At 48.2% G+C, this 17,408-nt stretch carries 15 protein-coding genes; 9 read left to right on the forward strand and 6 right to left on the reverse strand.

Features of this window, described 5'->3' with window-relative positions:
* Positions 1 to 100: 100 nt before the first annotated feature.
* Entirely contained in the window at positions 101 to 1,060 is a 960-nt protein-coding gene (locus ACOSVP_RS04925) for a methylenetetrahydrofolate reductase (protein WP_487346375.1), read from the forward strand.
* Here the strand turns inward: ACOSVP_RS04925 and ACOSVP_RS04930 are convergent.
* Positions 1,057 to 2,061 carry a glycosyltransferase family 9 protein gene (locus ACOSVP_RS04930; protein ID WP_487346376.1) on the reverse strand — a complete coding sequence of 335 codons (1,005 nt, stop codon included), beginning with the start codon at positions 2,059 to 2,061 and terminating at the stop codon, positions 1,057 to 1,059. The two genes, ACOSVP_RS04925 and ACOSVP_RS04930, sit on opposite strands and share 4 nt — an antisense overlap.
* A 103-nt stretch (positions 2,062 to 2,164) precedes the next feature.
* Between ACOSVP_RS04930 and ACOSVP_RS04935 the strand changes: the two genes are divergently transcribed.
* Positions 2,165 to 2,878 carry a 3-deoxy-D-manno-octulosonic acid kinase gene (locus ACOSVP_RS04935; RefSeq protein ID WP_487346377.1) on the forward strand — a complete coding sequence of 238 codons (714 nt, stop codon included), beginning with the start codon at positions 2,165 to 2,167 and terminating at the stop codon, positions 2,876 to 2,878.
* A gap of 63 nt (positions 2,879 to 2,941) precedes the next feature.
* Here ACOSVP_RS04935 and ACOSVP_RS04940 read toward each other — a convergent pair whose 3' ends face one another.
* The 5 genes from ACOSVP_RS04940 to ACOSVP_RS04960 form a co-directional block, all read right to left on the reverse strand.
* Positions 2,942 to 5,311 carry a fatty acid cis/trans isomerase gene (locus tag ACOSVP_RS04940; RefSeq protein ID WP_487346378.1) on the reverse strand — a complete coding sequence of 790 codons (2,370 nt, stop codon included), beginning with the start codon at positions 5,309 to 5,311 and terminating at the stop codon, positions 2,942 to 2,944.
* Positions 5,312 to 5,438: 127 nt separating this feature from the next.
* On the reverse strand, positions 5,439 to 6,032 hold the full coding sequence (locus ACOSVP_RS04945) for a hypothetical protein (protein ID WP_487346379.1): 594 nt from the start codon (positions 6,030 to 6,032) through the stop codon (positions 5,439 to 5,441).
* 66 nt (positions 6,033 to 6,098) lie between these two features.
* Positions 6,099 to 6,479 carry a YacL family protein gene (locus ACOSVP_RS04950; protein ID WP_487346380.1) on the reverse strand — a complete coding sequence of 127 codons (381 nt, stop codon included), beginning with the start codon at positions 6,477 to 6,479 and terminating at the stop codon, positions 6,099 to 6,101.
* 11 nt (positions 6,480 to 6,490) lie between these two features.
* Positions 6,491 to 7,477 carry a ribosome biogenesis GTPase YlqF gene (gene ylqF, locus ACOSVP_RS04955; RefSeq protein WP_487346381.1) on the reverse strand — a complete coding sequence of 329 codons (987 nt, stop codon included), beginning with the start codon at positions 7,475 to 7,477 and terminating at the stop codon, positions 6,491 to 6,493.
* A 329-nt stretch (positions 7,478 to 7,806) separates the two neighbouring features.
* Positions 7,807 to 8,388 (reverse strand): acyl carrier protein phosphodiesterase, encoded by a 582-nt coding sequence (locus ACOSVP_RS04960; protein ID WP_487346382.1) that lies wholly within the window; start codon positions 8,386 to 8,388, stop codon positions 7,807 to 7,809.
* A gap of 126 nt (positions 8,389 to 8,514) precedes the next feature.
* Between ACOSVP_RS04960 and dbpA the strand changes: the two genes are divergently transcribed.
* The 7 genes from dbpA (at position 8,515) to ACOSVP_RS04995 (ending at position 17,407) form a co-directional block, all read left to right on the forward strand.
* Positions 8,515 to 9,900, forward strand: coding sequence for an ATP-dependent RNA helicase DbpA (gene dbpA, locus ACOSVP_RS04965; RefSeq protein ID WP_487346383.1), 1,386 nt, complete (start codon positions 8,515 to 8,517; stop codon positions 9,898 to 9,900).
* A gap of 2 nt (positions 9,901 to 9,902) precedes the next feature.
* Entirely contained in the window at positions 9,903 to 10,274 is a 372-nt protein-coding gene (locus ACOSVP_RS04970) for a VanZ family protein (RefSeq protein ID WP_487346384.1), read from the forward strand.
* 69 nt (positions 10,275 to 10,343) lie between these two features.
* Positions 10,344 to 11,624, forward strand: coding sequence for a glycerate kinase type-2 family protein (locus ACOSVP_RS04975; RefSeq protein ID WP_487346385.1), 1,281 nt, complete (start codon positions 10,344 to 10,346; stop codon positions 11,622 to 11,624).
* 117 nt (positions 11,625 to 11,741) lie between these two features.
* A complete protein-coding gene (guaD, locus tag ACOSVP_RS04980; protein WP_487346386.1) occupies positions 11,742 to 13,046 on the forward strand; it encodes a guanine deaminase in 1,305 nt (434 codons plus the stop codon).
* Between the two features lie 105 nt (positions 13,047 to 13,151).
* Positions 13,152 to 14,423: a nitrate- and nitrite sensing domain-containing protein gene (locus ACOSVP_RS04985; RefSeq protein ID WP_487346387.1), complete on the forward strand. Its 1,272-nt coding sequence runs from the start codon at positions 13,152 to 13,154 to the stop codon at positions 14,421 to 14,423.
* Between the two features lie 308 nt (positions 14,424 to 14,731).
* Positions 14,732 to 15,583, forward strand: coding sequence for a formate/nitrite transporter family protein (locus tag ACOSVP_RS04990; RefSeq protein WP_487346388.1), 852 nt, complete (start codon positions 14,732 to 14,734; stop codon positions 15,581 to 15,583).
* 84 nt (positions 15,584 to 15,667) lie between these two features.
* Positions 15,668 to 17,407 carry a bifunctional protein-serine/threonine kinase/phosphatase gene (locus ACOSVP_RS04995; RefSeq protein ID WP_487346389.1) on the forward strand — a complete coding sequence of 580 codons (1,740 nt, stop codon included), beginning with the start codon at positions 15,668 to 15,670 and terminating at the stop codon, positions 17,405 to 17,407.
* The last annotated feature ends 1 nt before the right edge of the window (position 17,408 follow it).

A 17,408-nucleotide genomic window follows, 5' to 3' on the forward strand; every position in this document is an offset into this window, starting at 1 on the left:
AATGAGTATAGAAGATCTTGAATTAGATTCACTGGTACACTAAGCACCATAAACAAATTACATAAAGCTAAGCTTTACATAGAGATTAACGAGCCCCCAAATGACCACTGAACTAGCACGCAAATTTCAAGACCCAAATCGTGGGGTTTACTTTATCGGTACGACACCGCCAAGAAACACCATTGAAGACGACACACAGCTTAACGAAATCGGGCAAAAGCTGCTGGACCGTTTAGGACAAATTGAAGTAGATGGTTTAATCGTATACGACATCCAAGACGAAAGCAGTCGTATTTCAAAACCGCGTCCGTTCCCATACATGCAGACTCATGACCCACTGGATTGGTCAAAACGCCTACAGACGCTAGCGATCAAGCCAGTGATCACTTACAAGAGCGTCTCTTCTCGCAGTGAGGCTGAATTTGATCAGTGGTTGAACTCTGCTTGGGAAGATTACGGTATCCGTGACATCGTGCTGGTGGGCTCACCCTCTTCTGAAGGCAATATTGCGCTACCTCTGAACAAAGCGTACGAAGCCCTACAGAACAATAAGCATGACTTTAACCTAGGTGGTGTCACCATTGCGGAGCGTCATGCAGTGAAAGGCGATGAACACGTTCGCCTGATGAACAAGACCATTGCCGGCTGTGATTTCTTCGTTTCTCAAGCCGTCTACAACCCACAAGCAACGGTTGATATGTTGAGCCAGTACGCGCGCACTTGCCGTGAAAATGGCGAAACACCGAAGCGCGTTATTTTGACCTTCACTCCTTGTGGCAGTGAGCAGACGTTAAGTTTTATGGAATGGTTGGGGATTTCAGTACCAGAGGCGACTAAGTACCGTATTTTGGACGCCGCTAACCCACTGGATGAATCGATTAAAATCTGCCGCTCAGCGTTGGAGCAAATTATTGAAGTGGCTTTGCCGCTAGGTATTCCGTTAGGTCTGAACATTGAGAGCTTGACCAATCGTAAGGAAGAAATCGACGCTTCGATCAATCTTTACAAGCTGCTTAAGGCCACTCTGGACCTTAAGCTGGCGGAACAAAACCTTATCTAATTACGTTCAAATAGAGACAGCTGGGCAATCACCTGCTCAGCTGTAATCTGCTGCATGGCCTTAGGATCATGCACACGGCTTGCCCAAGGTAGCTCACTAACGGACTTGCCATACTCCAATTCAGCACACTGCTCGTAGACACTGACTACCTTATCAAGGTCATTATAAGGGCCTGTTCGCTTCGGATTGGAATGGGCATATAAGCCTACTACAGGTGTTCCTACTAACGTCGCCATATGAGCAGGACCGGTATCTGGACTTAAGACCCATTTAGCACCTTGTAATACCGCTAGCATCTGCGCCAGATTGGTGTGTCCTACTAAATTAAGGACATGCCCCTGCTGTAACTCTGCCGCCAAGGCCTTTTCCTTAGGGCTTGGACCACCGGTCAATACCACCTGTAGCCCCTGAGTCTGGCACCAATGCAGCACCGCAAGATAACCTTCAAGAGTCCAGTTTCGCTCTGGTTTTGAGGCGCTAGGGTTAATCACCACATAGCTAGCAGGCAAACCACTCGGTTTATCTGGTAACGGGAGCTCTAACGGTAAGGAGATATCCGTCACTCCTAGCTTTGCCGTAATGGCGAGAAAAGAATCCAACACATGGGGAGAACGTGGCTCAGCGCCAAATTCGTTAACAAACCAATGCTGCTTTTCACGTGAATAGGCTTTCTTAAAACCGATGCGACGTTTGGCCCGCAGCATCTTAGTTAATAGGCTGGCACGCAATGACCATTGCAAATGCAGCAAGACATCAAACTGAATCCCTGCTAAGGCTTTGCGCAGTGCCAACATGCCTTTGATCCCAGACTTTTTCTCGTAAACGTGAACCGAGACATTCGGTAAAAGCTGTACTAGTTGCGCTTCTACTGGACCAGTGATCCAGGTTATATGTGCCTCAGGAAAGCGTTTTTGCAAGGCGGCTACAACGACCATCGCATGGCATACATCACCAATGGCTGATAAACGAACTACGGCAATTCGATGGATACTGTGTTCCATTTGCTCCCCTGGGGCTGCTTAAAAATTCGATCTATTATAAAATATTCACCGTTCAAAATGGCCTTAAAATCTCGTCATCTCATTCATTTTTTAGATTATTTTCATGCCAAGCATTCACCCTACCGCAAGCAGCGACATTGTTTTTATCAGCCCAAACAACAAAGGGATAACCAAGGATTGGTTCCAGCCTGAGTACTGGCAAGCACAGCATAAATTACTAAGCACCGCCACTGGGCGTGGCACTGTGTGGTTTGTTGACACCCCAAATGGCAACGCCGTTCTGCGTCAATACCGCCGCGGCGGTCTGATTGGTAAGTACAATAAGTTCTCGTTCCTAGTCCAACCTCTGGAGCAAACCCGAGCTTTCAAAGAGCTGGCACTGTTGGAAACCTTACAGAAACTCAAATTACCAGCCCCGATTCCCATGTGTGGCATGGTGCGTCGCGAAGGTCTTTCTTACCAAGCATGGCTGATGACACAGGTGATTCCTAACGCCAAGGACTTGTTTCAAATACTACAAGAAAATACCTTAAACAACGAAATGTGGCGCAACATTGGCCAAACCATTCGCCGTTTTCACAGCCACAATGTCTATCACAGTGATTTGAACTGTCACAACATCATGCTCGATGATCAAGAGCAAGTGTGGCTGATCGACTTTGATAAGTGCGACATACGGGATAATGGCGCCAGCTGGAAAAAGAAAAATCTAGACCGCCTCAAGCGCTCTTTTGAAAAAGAGTTCAAGAAGCAGACTAGATTTGAATACCAACCGCAAGCCTGGCAATGGCTATTAGATGGTTATAACGACGTCTAACGCTTCAACAAAAAGCTTTGGCATAACCAAAGCTTTTTGAATCGTTCAGCTACCCCGTTCTCGTTAGCGATTTTCTAACCGGTTGTAATCCAAAATACCGCTCGATAGAGGCTTCATGACTTTGTTTAGACGGGCCATTTCATCACTGACTTGCCAAAATTGATCACTGGTACGTCGCACACCATAGTCATTTAGCAAAGCACTGTAATCCGCTTCGGTCTTAATCGCTTTTACCGCCGCCACAAATTCAGGCACCTGTTGTTCTGTCATTTTTAACAGTACGTTGGGGTAGTCGCCGATAACACCACGCACTACCATCAAATTATCTTCCTGTGGAGCAATGGTCGACTCTTCGTCCAATAAACTGGTGATATTGTAATGACCACGGTTATGAATAATGGTCGCCAACTCCGCGTCTTGTCCCTCTCGCTCAATCAGCATCATGGCTAACTCTGGAAAAGGGGCGACCGCCTCACCTTTCAGCTGTTGCAAGCTAAGTAGTGCGTCTTGTGTTGCACTATTTAAGCGCGACTGAGCCAACTCATGCTCATGATGTAATACTGGCGCTAGACGCTGTTCAATCAAATCAAGCAACTCGCGCTTATGATCTTCGGTTTTATAGTCGACAGCAGATGCTACATCTACTTGCAGAAGATCACTAAAAATGTAGTTTTTAATGGCTTGGTTGGCATTACGGTACCAATATTCACGCACTGCTAAACGCTCATCACGGGGTAAGAACATCAGAAAATTCATTTCCCCTTCCATGCGCAAGAAGTCCATATACAAGCGTGTCACCAACTGATGGCCCACATTACCGAACACATCAAAGCCCGCCACCAAAAGATAATGAATGCGCTCTAGCAAGGGATAGTCAATCACCCAAGCCGTCTTCGGCTCAGGACCGACTAGCCCCTTTTCCACAGTGGCATTATCAAAATGTCGCATCACAGTCAGTGCCGCATTGCTGTTATGGCCTTCCCCATCCCAAATCATTTCAAGGTTAAACTTCATGCCATTTTTACCCATGGCCTCTAGCAAAGAAGCCTTGGAGGCTAGATAGTTTTTTTGCTTCTCTGAGTACAGTACCCAAGACGAAATCGGTAAAGCATTACTGCTTTGGGACGCAGGCAAGGCCAAAGACTCGGCATTGTTTTCTAGGAAAGAACTACCAATGTTATGCAGTTCTAAGTCAGGGTTCACAAAATACACCCAAAACTGCTCATTGATAACATTAACCGCCACCTGACCACGGCATACTGGCCCCTTGATAAACGCCATAATGGTGTTTTGTGCATGATCTAACAAAAAGCGGTAACGACTATTGGCTGGAATTTGGGCAAACGCTTGAAATGGATTGCTCGCCACCTCAGGCTCGTAGCTGGATAAGCGGTTAACCGAATACTTAGTGTCGTAGAACCATTTTGACCAGCGCGCAAAACGAGCTTCATCCAGCTGCATTGGAATAAAGGTTTTCTGCACACGGCTTTCTGGATCTAACCAAAGTCGGTAATACACACGCTCAACTTTAGGATCATCGTAAGGGCGACGAGTACTGATACGCTCAATCGGCTCGCCAGGGGGCGTACTTGATCGTACTAACTTATAGGTAAAGCGGGCCTTGTCATCAAAATACAAGCTGTATAGGTAAATGTGCTCATAGATATAACGGTTGACCAGTTGCTCTTTAATAGAATCCCCATTAAAGCGTTGCTCCCACTTTCGCACCTCAGCTTTAACAGCGTCTGGCACCTGATTCGTGGCCTGCATGCGCGCACCTTGAACCAGCCACTTAGTCAAAACTTCGTATTCACGATCGCTCAGCTGAGGTAGGCCGTAGGGCATTCCCCAAGTCGAATGGGAGGCTTCAAAACTGCTGTACTCTTCAATTGTTGGACACTGTTGATCACGATTTAGGGAAAAATCGTACTGATCCACTGGCAGGACATCTGTCTCTGCTGGTCCCTGTTGGCGACGTAGTGCAATGGCACGGTATAAGACACTGCCCTGCAAATTGGCGGCAGGACTTTGAGAGCGTTCATTTAGAATGGGGTAAAAGCCCTTATCACGCCACTCCTCAGCGGTACGGGCGTCTTCAAATAAGCGCGTTGGTTCTAGAGCAAGCAGTCGATCCCCTTCGTAAACCATCTCTTTGCTACCGCCACGTTCAATGCCTCCGGGGGCGGTTAACTTGATTTGGCAAGGCGCGTCATAGCAGGCATGACAATTGATACAACGGCTTTCTAAAATGGGCTTTACTTGCGCCTGATAAAAATTATCATGCACAGCACCGCTATGCTTGGTGACAGGCACCTGACGATTTTGGCTGTCAGCTGGGCCAAAGATCTCATCCAAATTATTACTGGCAAATACGGCACAACCGGATAACACCACCAACAGCAATGCTAGCGTCCATCTAGAAAGTTTTCTCATCAATTTATCCAAAATTAATTTATTTAACTCATACGTAAATAGTGTATCGGCTGGTTTATAAAAGCAGGAAATAAAAAAGGGGGAAAAGCATGCTTTTCCCCCTTAGTTTTACATTTTCGTGACGAAGTTAATTGTTTTCTTCGTCCTCGTCATCAAATTCGACCAACTCATAGGCATCTTCGCCCATGTCTTCGTTAGCCAGTAACAGTGCGTCTTCGTAGGCACTGCCGAATTCGATACGAGTAATATCGTACAGATCGTATTCGTAGGTTTCATCGAACCAACGCGCATCTGAACCGATTTCTTCTAGTTCGAAAGTGGTGGCATCCGCACGTAAAACGCGGCCAATCTCACAGCCATCCGCATCGACTTCTTCACGGTGAATCGTCACCAAACCAAATTCTTCACTGATGTCCATTAGCAAGACCGCTAGATCGGTTAGGTCAACTTCTGGATCTTCAATGTCTTCACCACGCAGCTCTAGGACACGTTTTTGAAAGTCATTGAACGGTGCAGGATGCATAAAGTCGCTAATGTCTTCCAGAAACAGAATCTGATAGCCATTCAAGTGTACGCCATCGTCCACCAGCTGCATCAGCACCATTTCTTCGTTTGCCGCGATGATAAATCCATCTGTCCAGTTATCAGGTCCGTCGATTTCTTCGCGGAAGATACGTACCACATTCTTACGCGTTCGGGCTTTTTCCAATTCGATGAGCATAATGGCTCCTAAAGGACATCATTAAAAACAGGTGTTAGTGTAAACCTTGACTACAACGGGAACAACTTATTGCTGAAAATCGTGCCAATTTTCAATCAGATCAATGAGATCATCCAAACCACATTCGGCTTCGACACCGTCGTTTGAGGCTTGGAAGAAACCGCTTTGAGTATCAAACATGGCTTTGATCTCTTCTTCGGCTTGGCTCATATCAATGCGACGTTTGACCGCCACACCCTCTGGGCTGATCACCACGTTAAAAATACCGTGCTTAAACTCGGTCACTTCCTGTTCTTTCTCCGCCAAAGACGCCGCTTGCCAAACACGCTGCACGGTTTCCTTGTTGGTTAAATATTCACTAACCCATTCTGCGATCGCCGCAAACTCTACGTCAGCGAAAACGCGGTAAGCGCCTTCTTCTTGGTCAAATGCAATTTCATAATCCATAGAGCAATACCTCACTCTTTCTCATCACTAACTGGAGCTTTATTTTGATCTTGGCGGTACTCAATGTTTTGCTGTTGCTGACGTTGAGGTACCGCAGCGGCTAGACGAGCTTGTCGAGCTGCTTCTTTTTCTGCTTTGACCTGTTCTACTTTGACCCATTCTTCGGCCACCATTTCTGGGGTTTCCATCACATACGGGCCAATCGCACCACTGCGCACATCGGATAAAAATACCTCTGCCGCCTTGTGCATATCGATCTTACCGCCAGCGCGTAAAGCACCGCGTTTAGAGCCGATAATTTTCAAGGTATCCACCGCATCAACTGGCGCTTCTTTCAATTTGTAACGCGCAATCAAGGCATCGCTGTAATCGGCGATAAAGAACTTCAGTCCCACCACGGCGACATCTTCGTAATCAATCGCGGTATCACGCACTGCGCCGGTCACCGCTAAACGGTAGCTGGCGTCTGGGTTCTCGATTTTTGGCCACAAAATACCAGGCGTATCGAGAATTTGAAAACCATCGTTCACGCGAAGCTTTTGCTGCGATTTAGTCACCGCTGGCTCGTTACCCACTTTAGCCACGCGCTTGCCTAGCAAAGCATTCATTAAGCTAGATTTACCGACGTTTGGAATACCTGCGATCATGGCGCGAATGGGCTTTTCGGCACTGCCGCGGTGTGGCACCAGCTGTTGTACCCAATTAGATAACTTGGCCAGATCCGCTTTATCTTGCGTGCTAAACGGGTACGCTGTGATCTGGTCCGCATCACGCCAATGTTCTAACCAGCGATTAACACGATCCTTATCCGCTAAATCTTTTTTATTCAGCAAACGTAATACTGGCACATCGCCGCGCAGGGTCGTCAGCATTGGGTTCTGACTTGAATCTGGAATACGGGCATCCAAAACCTCGATCACGAGGTCGACTTGAGTCATGACATTCTCGATTTCGCGTCGAGCTTTATTCATGTGCCCAGGGAACCATTGAACGCTCACGTTTTCACCTCTTTCATACCATTCAAAATTTGGCGCGCAGTCTAACACAAAGTTTAGTTCACTATGCTAAAAACTCCGTGGCTGTGACAAAAACGTACCGTCAATCAGTCTGTTAACACCAAAACCGACCAAATTTCCTGCACGATTCTTAAAACTGACCTGTGTCAACACAGCAAAATCCAACCACCCCTATACTGCAAAACATCCAGGAACTACAGCGTATACGACGCGTATGTTCTCTCTGGGTGTTCTCTCGATCGGGCGGCTATCGCCCCTTAGGCCGCAGTGTGCCATCACTGCGGCTTTTCTTTTTTTTAAGCCCCGAAAACTCAAAACCCTTGCTCTACTCTACGTCGTGCTTCTTCTATTACTTCTAGATACAAGATTAAAAATGGCGCCTGCGCCTGTTCTAACAACAGCGGCAACTCGGCAATAAAGGGTTCTAAGTGATGGCCTAACGGCCAACGCCTTTGAATCGAGCGAATCGCCCTCTCCACGCCCCAATCGGTACCCAAGTCCGCTAACCAGTTCTCTTGCTGCAACGAGCTAATCATGTGCTGCAGTCGTTCTGGACAATGGCGCTTATCCCTCGACAATTCGGCGACCGCTTGTCGCGCAAAGTGCTCAAAGGACTGTTCATCGTATTCTGGCCACAAGCGCACCAACCAGTAATCCATCAAAATGTCCTGCACTATCCCCGCGAAACGCCGCCGCCCCGCTCTAGGTAACGTTTTAAACAGCTCGGTTTGCGGATGTGCGTCAACAAAGGTGTCGATGGCTTGATGCAGACGCCAGCCTTGCCAGAGTGCGTTTTGTGTCGGGTCAGGCTGCCAAGGAAAATCCCCGAGCAGGTTTCCGGCGTAGGAAGTTTGCGTTAATTTGGCGATATGGAGATGGGCAATATAATTCACAAGGGGCTCGTTGCACTCTAAGGCGTGCTTTTGACAAATATTTATCGGTTTCCTTTCATCCTATAAATAGTGGCGCCCGTTAAAATTTGCTAGACTGCGTCAAATTTTTCTTAACTGGACACACTCTTGAACGCATCTACCCCTTTGCAGCTGGCTGACACGCTTCCTCCTAAAATGACGCAACTTCTTGCGGACATGGGAATCACCTCTTTTACCCCGATTCAACAACAGGCCTTACCGGATGTGTTAGCGGGCAAAGATCTTATCGCACAAGCGCAAACAGGTAGTGGCAAAACCCTTGCTTTTGCCATTGGCTTGGTGATGCAACTGAACCCACGCTACTTTGGTTGCCAAAGTTTGGTGCTGTGTCCAACACGGGAATTGGCCGATCAGGTGGCCAAAGAAATTCGTAAAGTGGCGCGCTACTTAGAAAACATTAAGGTCCTAACGTTGTGTGGCGGCATGCCATTTGGCCCGCAGATCGCTTCTTTGGAACACGGCGCCCACGTGGTGGTCGGCACCCCTGGCCGCATTATGGAACATCTTCGTAAAGGTCATCTGGATCTGAGTGGTATTAACACCTTGGTGCTGGACGAAGCCGACCGCATGTTAGACATGGGCTTTATCGACAGTATCCGTGACATCGTGGCACTAACACCGAAACAGCGTCAAACCTTGCTGTTCTCAGCAACCTACGGCGACAACATTGCCAGCATCAGCGAAGAATTCCAGCGCCAACCTCGCTTCGTTAAAATCGAAGTGGAAGAAGCGACCCGTCCGAACATTGATCAATACTTCGTGCGTGCCAACAACAGTGATAAACCACAACGCCTGCTGGACACCTTGTCACACTTTGAACCGAACCAAGTGATTGTGTTCTGTAACACCAAAGCAGAATGTGATGAAGTGGCAGAATGGCTAACCGATCACAATGTCAGCGCCTTGGCGATCCACGGGGATTTTGAGCAAAAACAACGTGACCAAGTGTTGGTGCGTTTCTCTAACAAAAGCTGTTCCGTATTAGTCGCAACGGACGTGGCAGCACGTGGTATCGACGTCAAAGAAATTGATTTGATCATCAACTACGACACCACTCGTGATATCGATGTACACACCCACCGTATTGGTCGTACTGGCCGTGCTGGTGCAGAAGGCATCGCGGTGAGCTTTATTACCGATCGCGAAGACTACAAACTGTCTGATATCGCTGAACGCTTTGCCATTGAGCCAGAGTTCCTGTCACTCGGCACTTGCCCAGGCAACTTCACGTTGCAACCAGAAGTAGTAACCATCGCCTTTGATGCGGGTAAGAAAAACAAGCTACGTGCCGGTGATATTCTGGGCGCCCTAACCGCAGGTCTAGGCCTTGAGAAAAGCGCGGTCGGCAAAATCGATATTTTCGACTTCCAAGCCTATGTGGCAATCGAAGAGCGCCATGCTCGCCAAGTGGTGAAAGCGCTCTCTACGAAGAAGATCAAAGGCCGTACCATTCGTTCTCGCGTATTGCGTTGATCATGATCCAAAGATGTTGGTTATACAGTCCTCGCACTCAGTTACTCGGTTTTTTACTGGGTGCGGTGACGGTTTCACTGGCAACGCTAATGCCTGCTTCAGCCCTTGGCACACCGCCTGGTTCAGATAAATTACATCATGTACTGGGCTTTGCCTTTTGGGCCATGCTGTGTGCGTTTGGCCCCAGCCGGCGTTTTTTCCTATTCGCTGTCGTCATTATTCTTTGCGGTGGTGCCATCGAATTGATTCAGCCCTATGTCCATCGTCGTGGCGAATGGAACGACTTTTGGGCCGACTGCACGGGCGTTGGCTTGGCAACCCTAGTGCACTTCATTATTTACTACGTTAAAAAGCGTGGTACAGATACTGCATAACTTCTTCTTGTACGCTCAGACTGGTGCTTAGGTTTTGCCTAGCCAGTGCATTAAGAGGGAGAAAACCAGATGTCCAGCTCGACAACCGCCCACACGCAGTTACTGCATTCTTTATTTGAAGCAGCCCTTGATGTGACACAGCCCCATCGTTGTGTGCCTCGGCATATGCCCTGCCCCGTGGCGGGGCGTACCATTGTCATCGGTGCTGGTAAAGCCTCTGCCGCCATGGCACAAGCCTTTGAACAAAACTTTAAAGGCGACGTCTCAGGCTTAGTCGTTACCCGTTACGGCTACGCCGTTCCCTGTGAAAAAATTGACATCGTTGAAGCGGCTCACCCTGTCCCCGATGAAAACGGCTTAAAAGCGGCGCAGGAAATATTGCAGCGTGTATCCGGCTTAACCGAGCAAGATCAGGTAGTGGTGCTCCTCTCTGGCGGTGGCTCCGCGCTCATGCCGTTACCTTATGCAGAAATCAGCCTACAGGAAAAACAGGTCATTAATAGCGCACTGCTTAAAAGTGGTGCGAACATCATCGAAATCAATACCGTGCGCCGCCATTTGTCTCAGCTTAAAGGTGGCGGTCTCGCTGCGGCGTGTTACCCAGCCAAAGTGACCACCTTATTAATCTCCGATGTGCCTGGCAATGAGCTGTCTGCCATTGCCTCAGGACCTACCGTCGCTGACCCGAGCACTTGCCAAGATGCCCTCAACATCATCGATAAATACGCCATTGAGATTTCCAATGTCGTCCGAGAAAAGCTCGAACAAGGCTCATACGAAAGCATCAAACCGGACGATTACCGCCTTCAAAGATGTGTCACCAAACTGATTGCCACCCCACAAATGGCCTTAGAAGCCGCCGCCAAACGGGCTCAAGAACTGGGCATAAAAAGCCTTATCCTTGGCGATAGCATTGAAGGCGAAGCCAAAGAAGTTGCCAAAGTCATGGCGGGGATTGCGCGCCAAGTGCGGCATTTCGAGCAACCTATCAAACCGCCCTGCTTACTACTCTCTGGTGGTGAAACCACGGTGACCGTAAAAGGTAATGGCGTTGGCGGCCCGAATGTGGAGTTTCTCTTATCGCTTGCCATTGAGCTAAAAGGACAAGCCTGCATTTCCGCCATTGCCTGTGATACCGATGGAGTCGACGGCATGGCGGAGATTGCTGGGGCGATGATCACCGAGTACTCATTAGCGGATGCGCTCAGTAAAGGCATGCAAGCAAAGGAATACTTAGCCAACAATGACGCCCATACGTTTTTTGAGAAAATCGGTCAGTCAGTGATCACGGGGCCTACACTGACGAAAGTAAATGACTTTCGCGCCATTTTTATTGATTCACCTAACTAACGTTTGTGTCTACCATGGCACAGCAAAGTAAACCTGACGGATTGACTAAACATAAACATTCGGTCAAAGTTCTTGCCGCATAAAATAATCATTCCATAGAGCAAATAACGAGAGCACATGTCTATTACAAAAGCTTGGCGTTCAGCCATCCTACACTGCACGGCAAACCCGACCGACGTCGGTAGTGAAAATGCGTTTGAGTATTTTCAAGATGGCTTATTGGTGATCAAAGATGGCTTGATCAGCGCACTAGGCGATGCTGAGCCAATGATGAATACACTGGACGCAGAGATCGAGATCGAACACCACCCAGATGCTCTGATCGTACCAGGCTTTATCGACACCCACATTCATTACCCTCAAAGCGATATGATCGCTTCCTACGGGGTACAATTGCTGGATTGGTTAAACACCTACACCTTTCCAGAAGAAAGTAAGTTCGCCGACAAAGACTACGCCAGTGAGGTGGCGCAGCGCTTTTTGAAAGAACTGTTACGCAATGGCACCACTACTGCCTTGGTGTTTGGCACAGTGCATAAGCAATCGGTTGAGGCCTTCTTTGAAGCGGCTGAGCAGCAGGATTTACGCATGATTTGTGGCAAGGTGATGATGGATCGCCATGCACCCGACTATCTAACCGATACGCCAGAAAGTAGTTACCAAGATTCGAAAGCTCTGATCGAAGCGTGGCATGAAAAAGGTCGTTTGCACTATGCCGTGACACCGCGCTTTGCGCCGACCTCTACCCCAGAGCAATTAGCCCAAGCAGGTAAGTTGCTTAGTGAGTTCGATAATCTCTATCTGCACACCCATTTATCAGAAAACGTGAAAGAGTGTGACTGGGTACAAGAGCTGTTTCCCGCGTCGAAAAATTACCTCGATGTGTACGACCAACATCATCTACTCAGCGAGCGCTCCGTGTTTGCCCACGGCATTCATCTATGTGATCAAGAATACCAACGCCTAAGTGAGACGGGCTCGGCGATTGCCTTTTGCCCGACCTCCAACTTATTCCTAGGCAGCGGCTTATTTAATTTGGAAAAAGCCGAGTTTCACAAGGTCAATGTGGGTATGGGCACAGATGTCGGCGGTGGCACCAGCTTCTCCATGTTCAAAACCTTGAACGAAGCCTACAAGGTGATCCAGATGCAGGGACAGAATTTGGATCCGATCAAGTCCTTCTATTTAGCCACCCTTGGTGGCGCAAAAGCGTTACGACTCGAGGATAAAGTTGGCAACTTAGCGGTGGGCACGGAAGCGGATTTCGTAATCTTAGATAAAGCTGCCACGCCACTTTTGAAAACCCGTCTCGAGCGCTCCAACAGCATCCAGGATACTCTTTTCGCGCTGATGATTTTGGCAGACGATCGCGCCATCAAAGCAACCTATGCCATGGGCCAATGCGTCCACAGCCGCGATTAATACCTATTAAGCAGGGGCGATCCCCCTGCTTTTCCTTAACAACTCAAATCTGGAATAAACCTTGCTTAGTTAATGCAAGCTTTCACCATGAGTTGTACCCCCTTTATGATAAATACACCCAGCACCGAAGACTTTTTATTGGCTGCAAAACAGTCTGAAATCAATGCTTTAAAACAGCTGATGATCAACAGCCGTTTGGTGGTCAAAGTGTCAGATCTGAGCCATGCGCTACAAAAAGAGCGCGGTTTATCGAACTCTTATCTCGTCTCTGAAGGTAAGCGCCTAAAGCAAGAACGAGAAGCCGAGCTACCTGCGACAGACCAAGCCATCGCCGACTTTGGCCTCGCATTAGAGGAGTTGGATCTGAAACGTTGTGGCAGCGCCACCATTCGCCTCTACAACAGCTTGGCTTATGTTATGCACTCATTAGAGGATTTAGCCGCGGTACGTGAACGTGTTAGCCAGCAAGCCATCTCGGCAACCGATACCACCAAATTCTTTAACCATCTTATTGCAGGCTTGCTTGCCGTCATTTTTGAAGCCGCCGATGTCTCTAATGATCCGGATATCACTAAGGTACTAGTAGCTCTGTTTAACTTTGTTCAAGGTAAGGAATACGCAGGACAAGAGCGTGCTTGGGGCGTGATCGGTTTTACCAAAGGCACCTTTTCCAATACGACTAAAGAACAAATTCGCGCTCTAAACGAAGCCCAGTTCGGCTGTTTTGATATCTTTAACGACTTTGCTTCAATTCTCCCGTCCGCCCAATGGCGTCAGCTGGAAAGCAGCGATGCGGCTATTGAAATGGAGCGGATGCGCCAAATGATTGTACGCTTTCGTCCTGGGGATTCCCTACCCAGCGCCATTGGCGAAGTTTGGTACCAAGCCGCCACCGCACGTATCGACGGCATGCAGGAAATCGCCTACTTAATCACACAGGAACTGTCTAAGCTGTGCCAAGACAAGGTTCAACAGGCCAGTGAAGAACTGCGTCTGCACCAAGAACATCTGGTCACCTTAGCCCAATACGAAACCCCGCCCATGTCAGCCCTAACCGCCATGGACGCACAAAGCACACAGACCACCGTCAGCATTGGCCCCGGTGTGAATATCAATCTCGCGCATTCCCTTTATGAACTGGTACAACGCCAAGCGGAGCATTTACGTAAAGTCAGTGACGAGCTCAATACGGCCAAGCAAACTCTCAATGAGCGTAAGTTGATTGAAAAAGCCAAAGGCATTTTGATGACCACCCAAGGCGTCAGCGAAGAAGCGGCTTACAAGCAACTGCGTCAAGCGGCGATGGATGGCAATAAACGTATTATCGATATTGCTGAGAACATCATCAGTGTTTCAAGCATGTTAAAGGCTCACTAAAATGACAAAAAAGGTGCAAAACAACCAAGCCATGCACCATTTTTGCCCATTACACTGCTCTAAAAAACGGTTTCATCTTAAAAAAACGCTTACTTTCAGTGGCTTAGAAAGTTGGCATTGTGATTGCTTTATAACAGGGTAAGTGAAGCTAACGTTGGCTTTGCCGACGACTTGGACAATGGCGTCCACAGAACATGACTTAGTCATATTTCTGTGGGCGCTTTTTTTTGCTTGAGACCCGCCTCGCCCGAATAAAAATAACCATGGCGAGGCGGTCTCCCCCTTACCCCGTTTGAGGAGAACACAGAATGTCTTATCTAATGCCTTCTGAATTTGTCACAAAAATGGTTGACGCTGGTGAAGAGAAAATCTACATGTCGACCAAGGACACCCTAATCCGTGCCTTTATGGCAGGTGCCATTTTGGCCTTAGCCGCAGTGTTTGCTATCACGGTCGCGATCAAAAGTGGCTCGCCGATTCTGGGCGCTTGCTTGTTCCCCGTTGGTTTTATCATGCTCTACTTGATGAAATTCGACTTGCTGACAGGCGTCTTCACATTGGTGCCATTGGCCTTGATCGATAAGCGTCCAGGCTGCGATATGAAGCAGTTGATGCGTAACTGGGGCTTGGTCTTTATCGGCAACTTTGCCGGTGCACTGACGGTCGCCTTCTTAATTTCCTTTATTTTGACTTACGGCTACAACACCGACGGTGGCGTGATCGCAGAGAAAGTGAGCAGTATCGGTGAATCACGCACCCTAGGTTACGCCGAATACGGAGTTGCTGGCTGGTTCACTATTTTCATTCGCGGCATGCTGTGTAACTGGATGGTGTCGATGGGTGTAGTGGGAGCGATGATTTCCACTTCTGCAACGGGCAAGATGGCCGCCATGTGGATGCCAATCATGCTGTTCTTCTTTATGGGCTTCGAGCACTCTATCGTGAACATGTTCCTGTTCCCATTCTCTATGATCATGGGCGGTGACTTTACCTTTATGCAATACATTATCTGGAACGAGATCCCAACTGCGCTAGGTAACTTGGCGGGTGGTTTCTTCTTTGTTGCACTACCACTTTACTACACCCACGTGAAACAAAGCGCGAAACGCAAAGTGGCACAACAGGCGGACATTTCGACTGAAGTTAAAGCGTCGTTCTAGACTTTTCACATTACACTCCTACTGGTTTACCAGCATTTGGTGCTCAGCTTCTGAGCACCTTTTTTTATCTGAGGGATGTCATCTATGAGTTCGAGTCTAAGTGTTCGTATCGGGCAATTTTCTTCTGCCGGCCGCAAACCACTTAACCAAGACTGCCATGGTGTGCGCATTCCCTCAGATACTTCGTTACAGAGTAAAGGCATCGCCTTAGCCATTGCCGATGGCATTAGCTCGAGCGATGTCAGCCAATTTGCGAGTGCAGCCGCTGTACAAAGTTTCCTCTCCGACTACTACAGCACCTCGGAAGCATGGTCGGTAAAAACCTCTGCCCAACGGGTTTTAACCGCCCTCAATGCTTGGCTGTACTCGCAAACCCTTCACAGCCATTATGCTGGAGATATGAACCGTGGTTACGTCTGTACCTTCAGTGCCTTGATCTTAAAGTCCTCCACTGGCTATGTCTTTCATACTGGGGATACGCGTATCTACAAACTTCATCAGGCGCACTGGGAGCCCTTAACCAAGGATCATCGCTTTCAGATCAATGCCCAGAAAAGCTATCTCACCCGCGCTTTGGGCATGGAGCAGCATCTAGAGTTTGATCATCGCAGTTTTTCACTGCAACCTGGTGATCTGTTCTTGTTAGCGACAGATGGTGTGTATGACTTTATCCATCATCAAGACGTACAGCAGGTGCTAACTGAACACCAAGAAGACTTGGATCTTGCCGCCAAAAATCTGGTTGAGCTTGCGCTTGAGCGGGGCAGCCAAGATAACCTCACCCTGCAATTGGTTGAGGTACTACAGCTTGCCAAGATGGATGAGCAGGAAATCTTGGGGCAACTCACTTCCTTGCCGTTTCCTCCTGAGCTTGAAGCACGCATGGCATTTGATGGTTACGATATCGTGCGCAAAATCCACGTCAGCCCACGTAGTCATATCTTTATCGCCAACGACCAGTCATCAGGACAAACCGTGGTGTTAAAAACGCCCTCCATGGAACTGCGCGACAATCCCAGCTACTTGGAACGCTTTCTACTAGAAGAATGGATCGCTCGACGCATCAACAGCGCCCATGTACTTAAACCTTTGTTACAGCAACGCCAACCGAATTTCATCTACACCGCCATGGAGTATGTGCAAGGCATCACCCTGAAACAATGGATGCAGGATCATCCTTCACCTTCCCTTGATGAGGTGCGCAACATTATTGAACAAATTGCGCGGGGATTGCGCGCCTTTCATCGCCATGAAATGCTGCACCAAGACTTGAAGCCCGAAAACATCATGATCGACCAAAATGGCACGGTGAAAATCATCGATTTTGGCTCAGTCAGTGTGGCGGGCTTATCCGAGATCGACAATGCCATCGAGCATTTTCATATTTTGGGCACCGCTCAATATACAGCACCCGAGTATTTCCTTGGGCAAAGTCCCAATGCCTGTGCCGACGTCTATTCATTAGGCGTGATTGCCTATGAGATGCTCACTGGGAAGTTACCCTATGGTGTAGAAGTGATTAAAACACGCACTGAAAAACAACAAGCACGGTTACACGCCACACCGATCAATCAATTTGAAAAACGTAGCGCCATACCGCAATGGGCAGATGAAGCCATTATGAAGGCCATTCATATTTCACCTAGCAAACGCTATCAAGAAGCGGATGAATTTGCCTACGACTTACGTCATCCAAACAAGGCCTTCTTGAAAAAGACCCAACCACCGCTGATGGCAAGAAATCCCGTGAAGTTCTGGCAAGGGCTAAGTGCACTGCTAGCCCTATGCTGCATCATTTTAATGTATCAGCTGGTTACTCACTGAA

This window comes from Marinomonas sp. HM11-D (genome assembly GCF_057626615.1).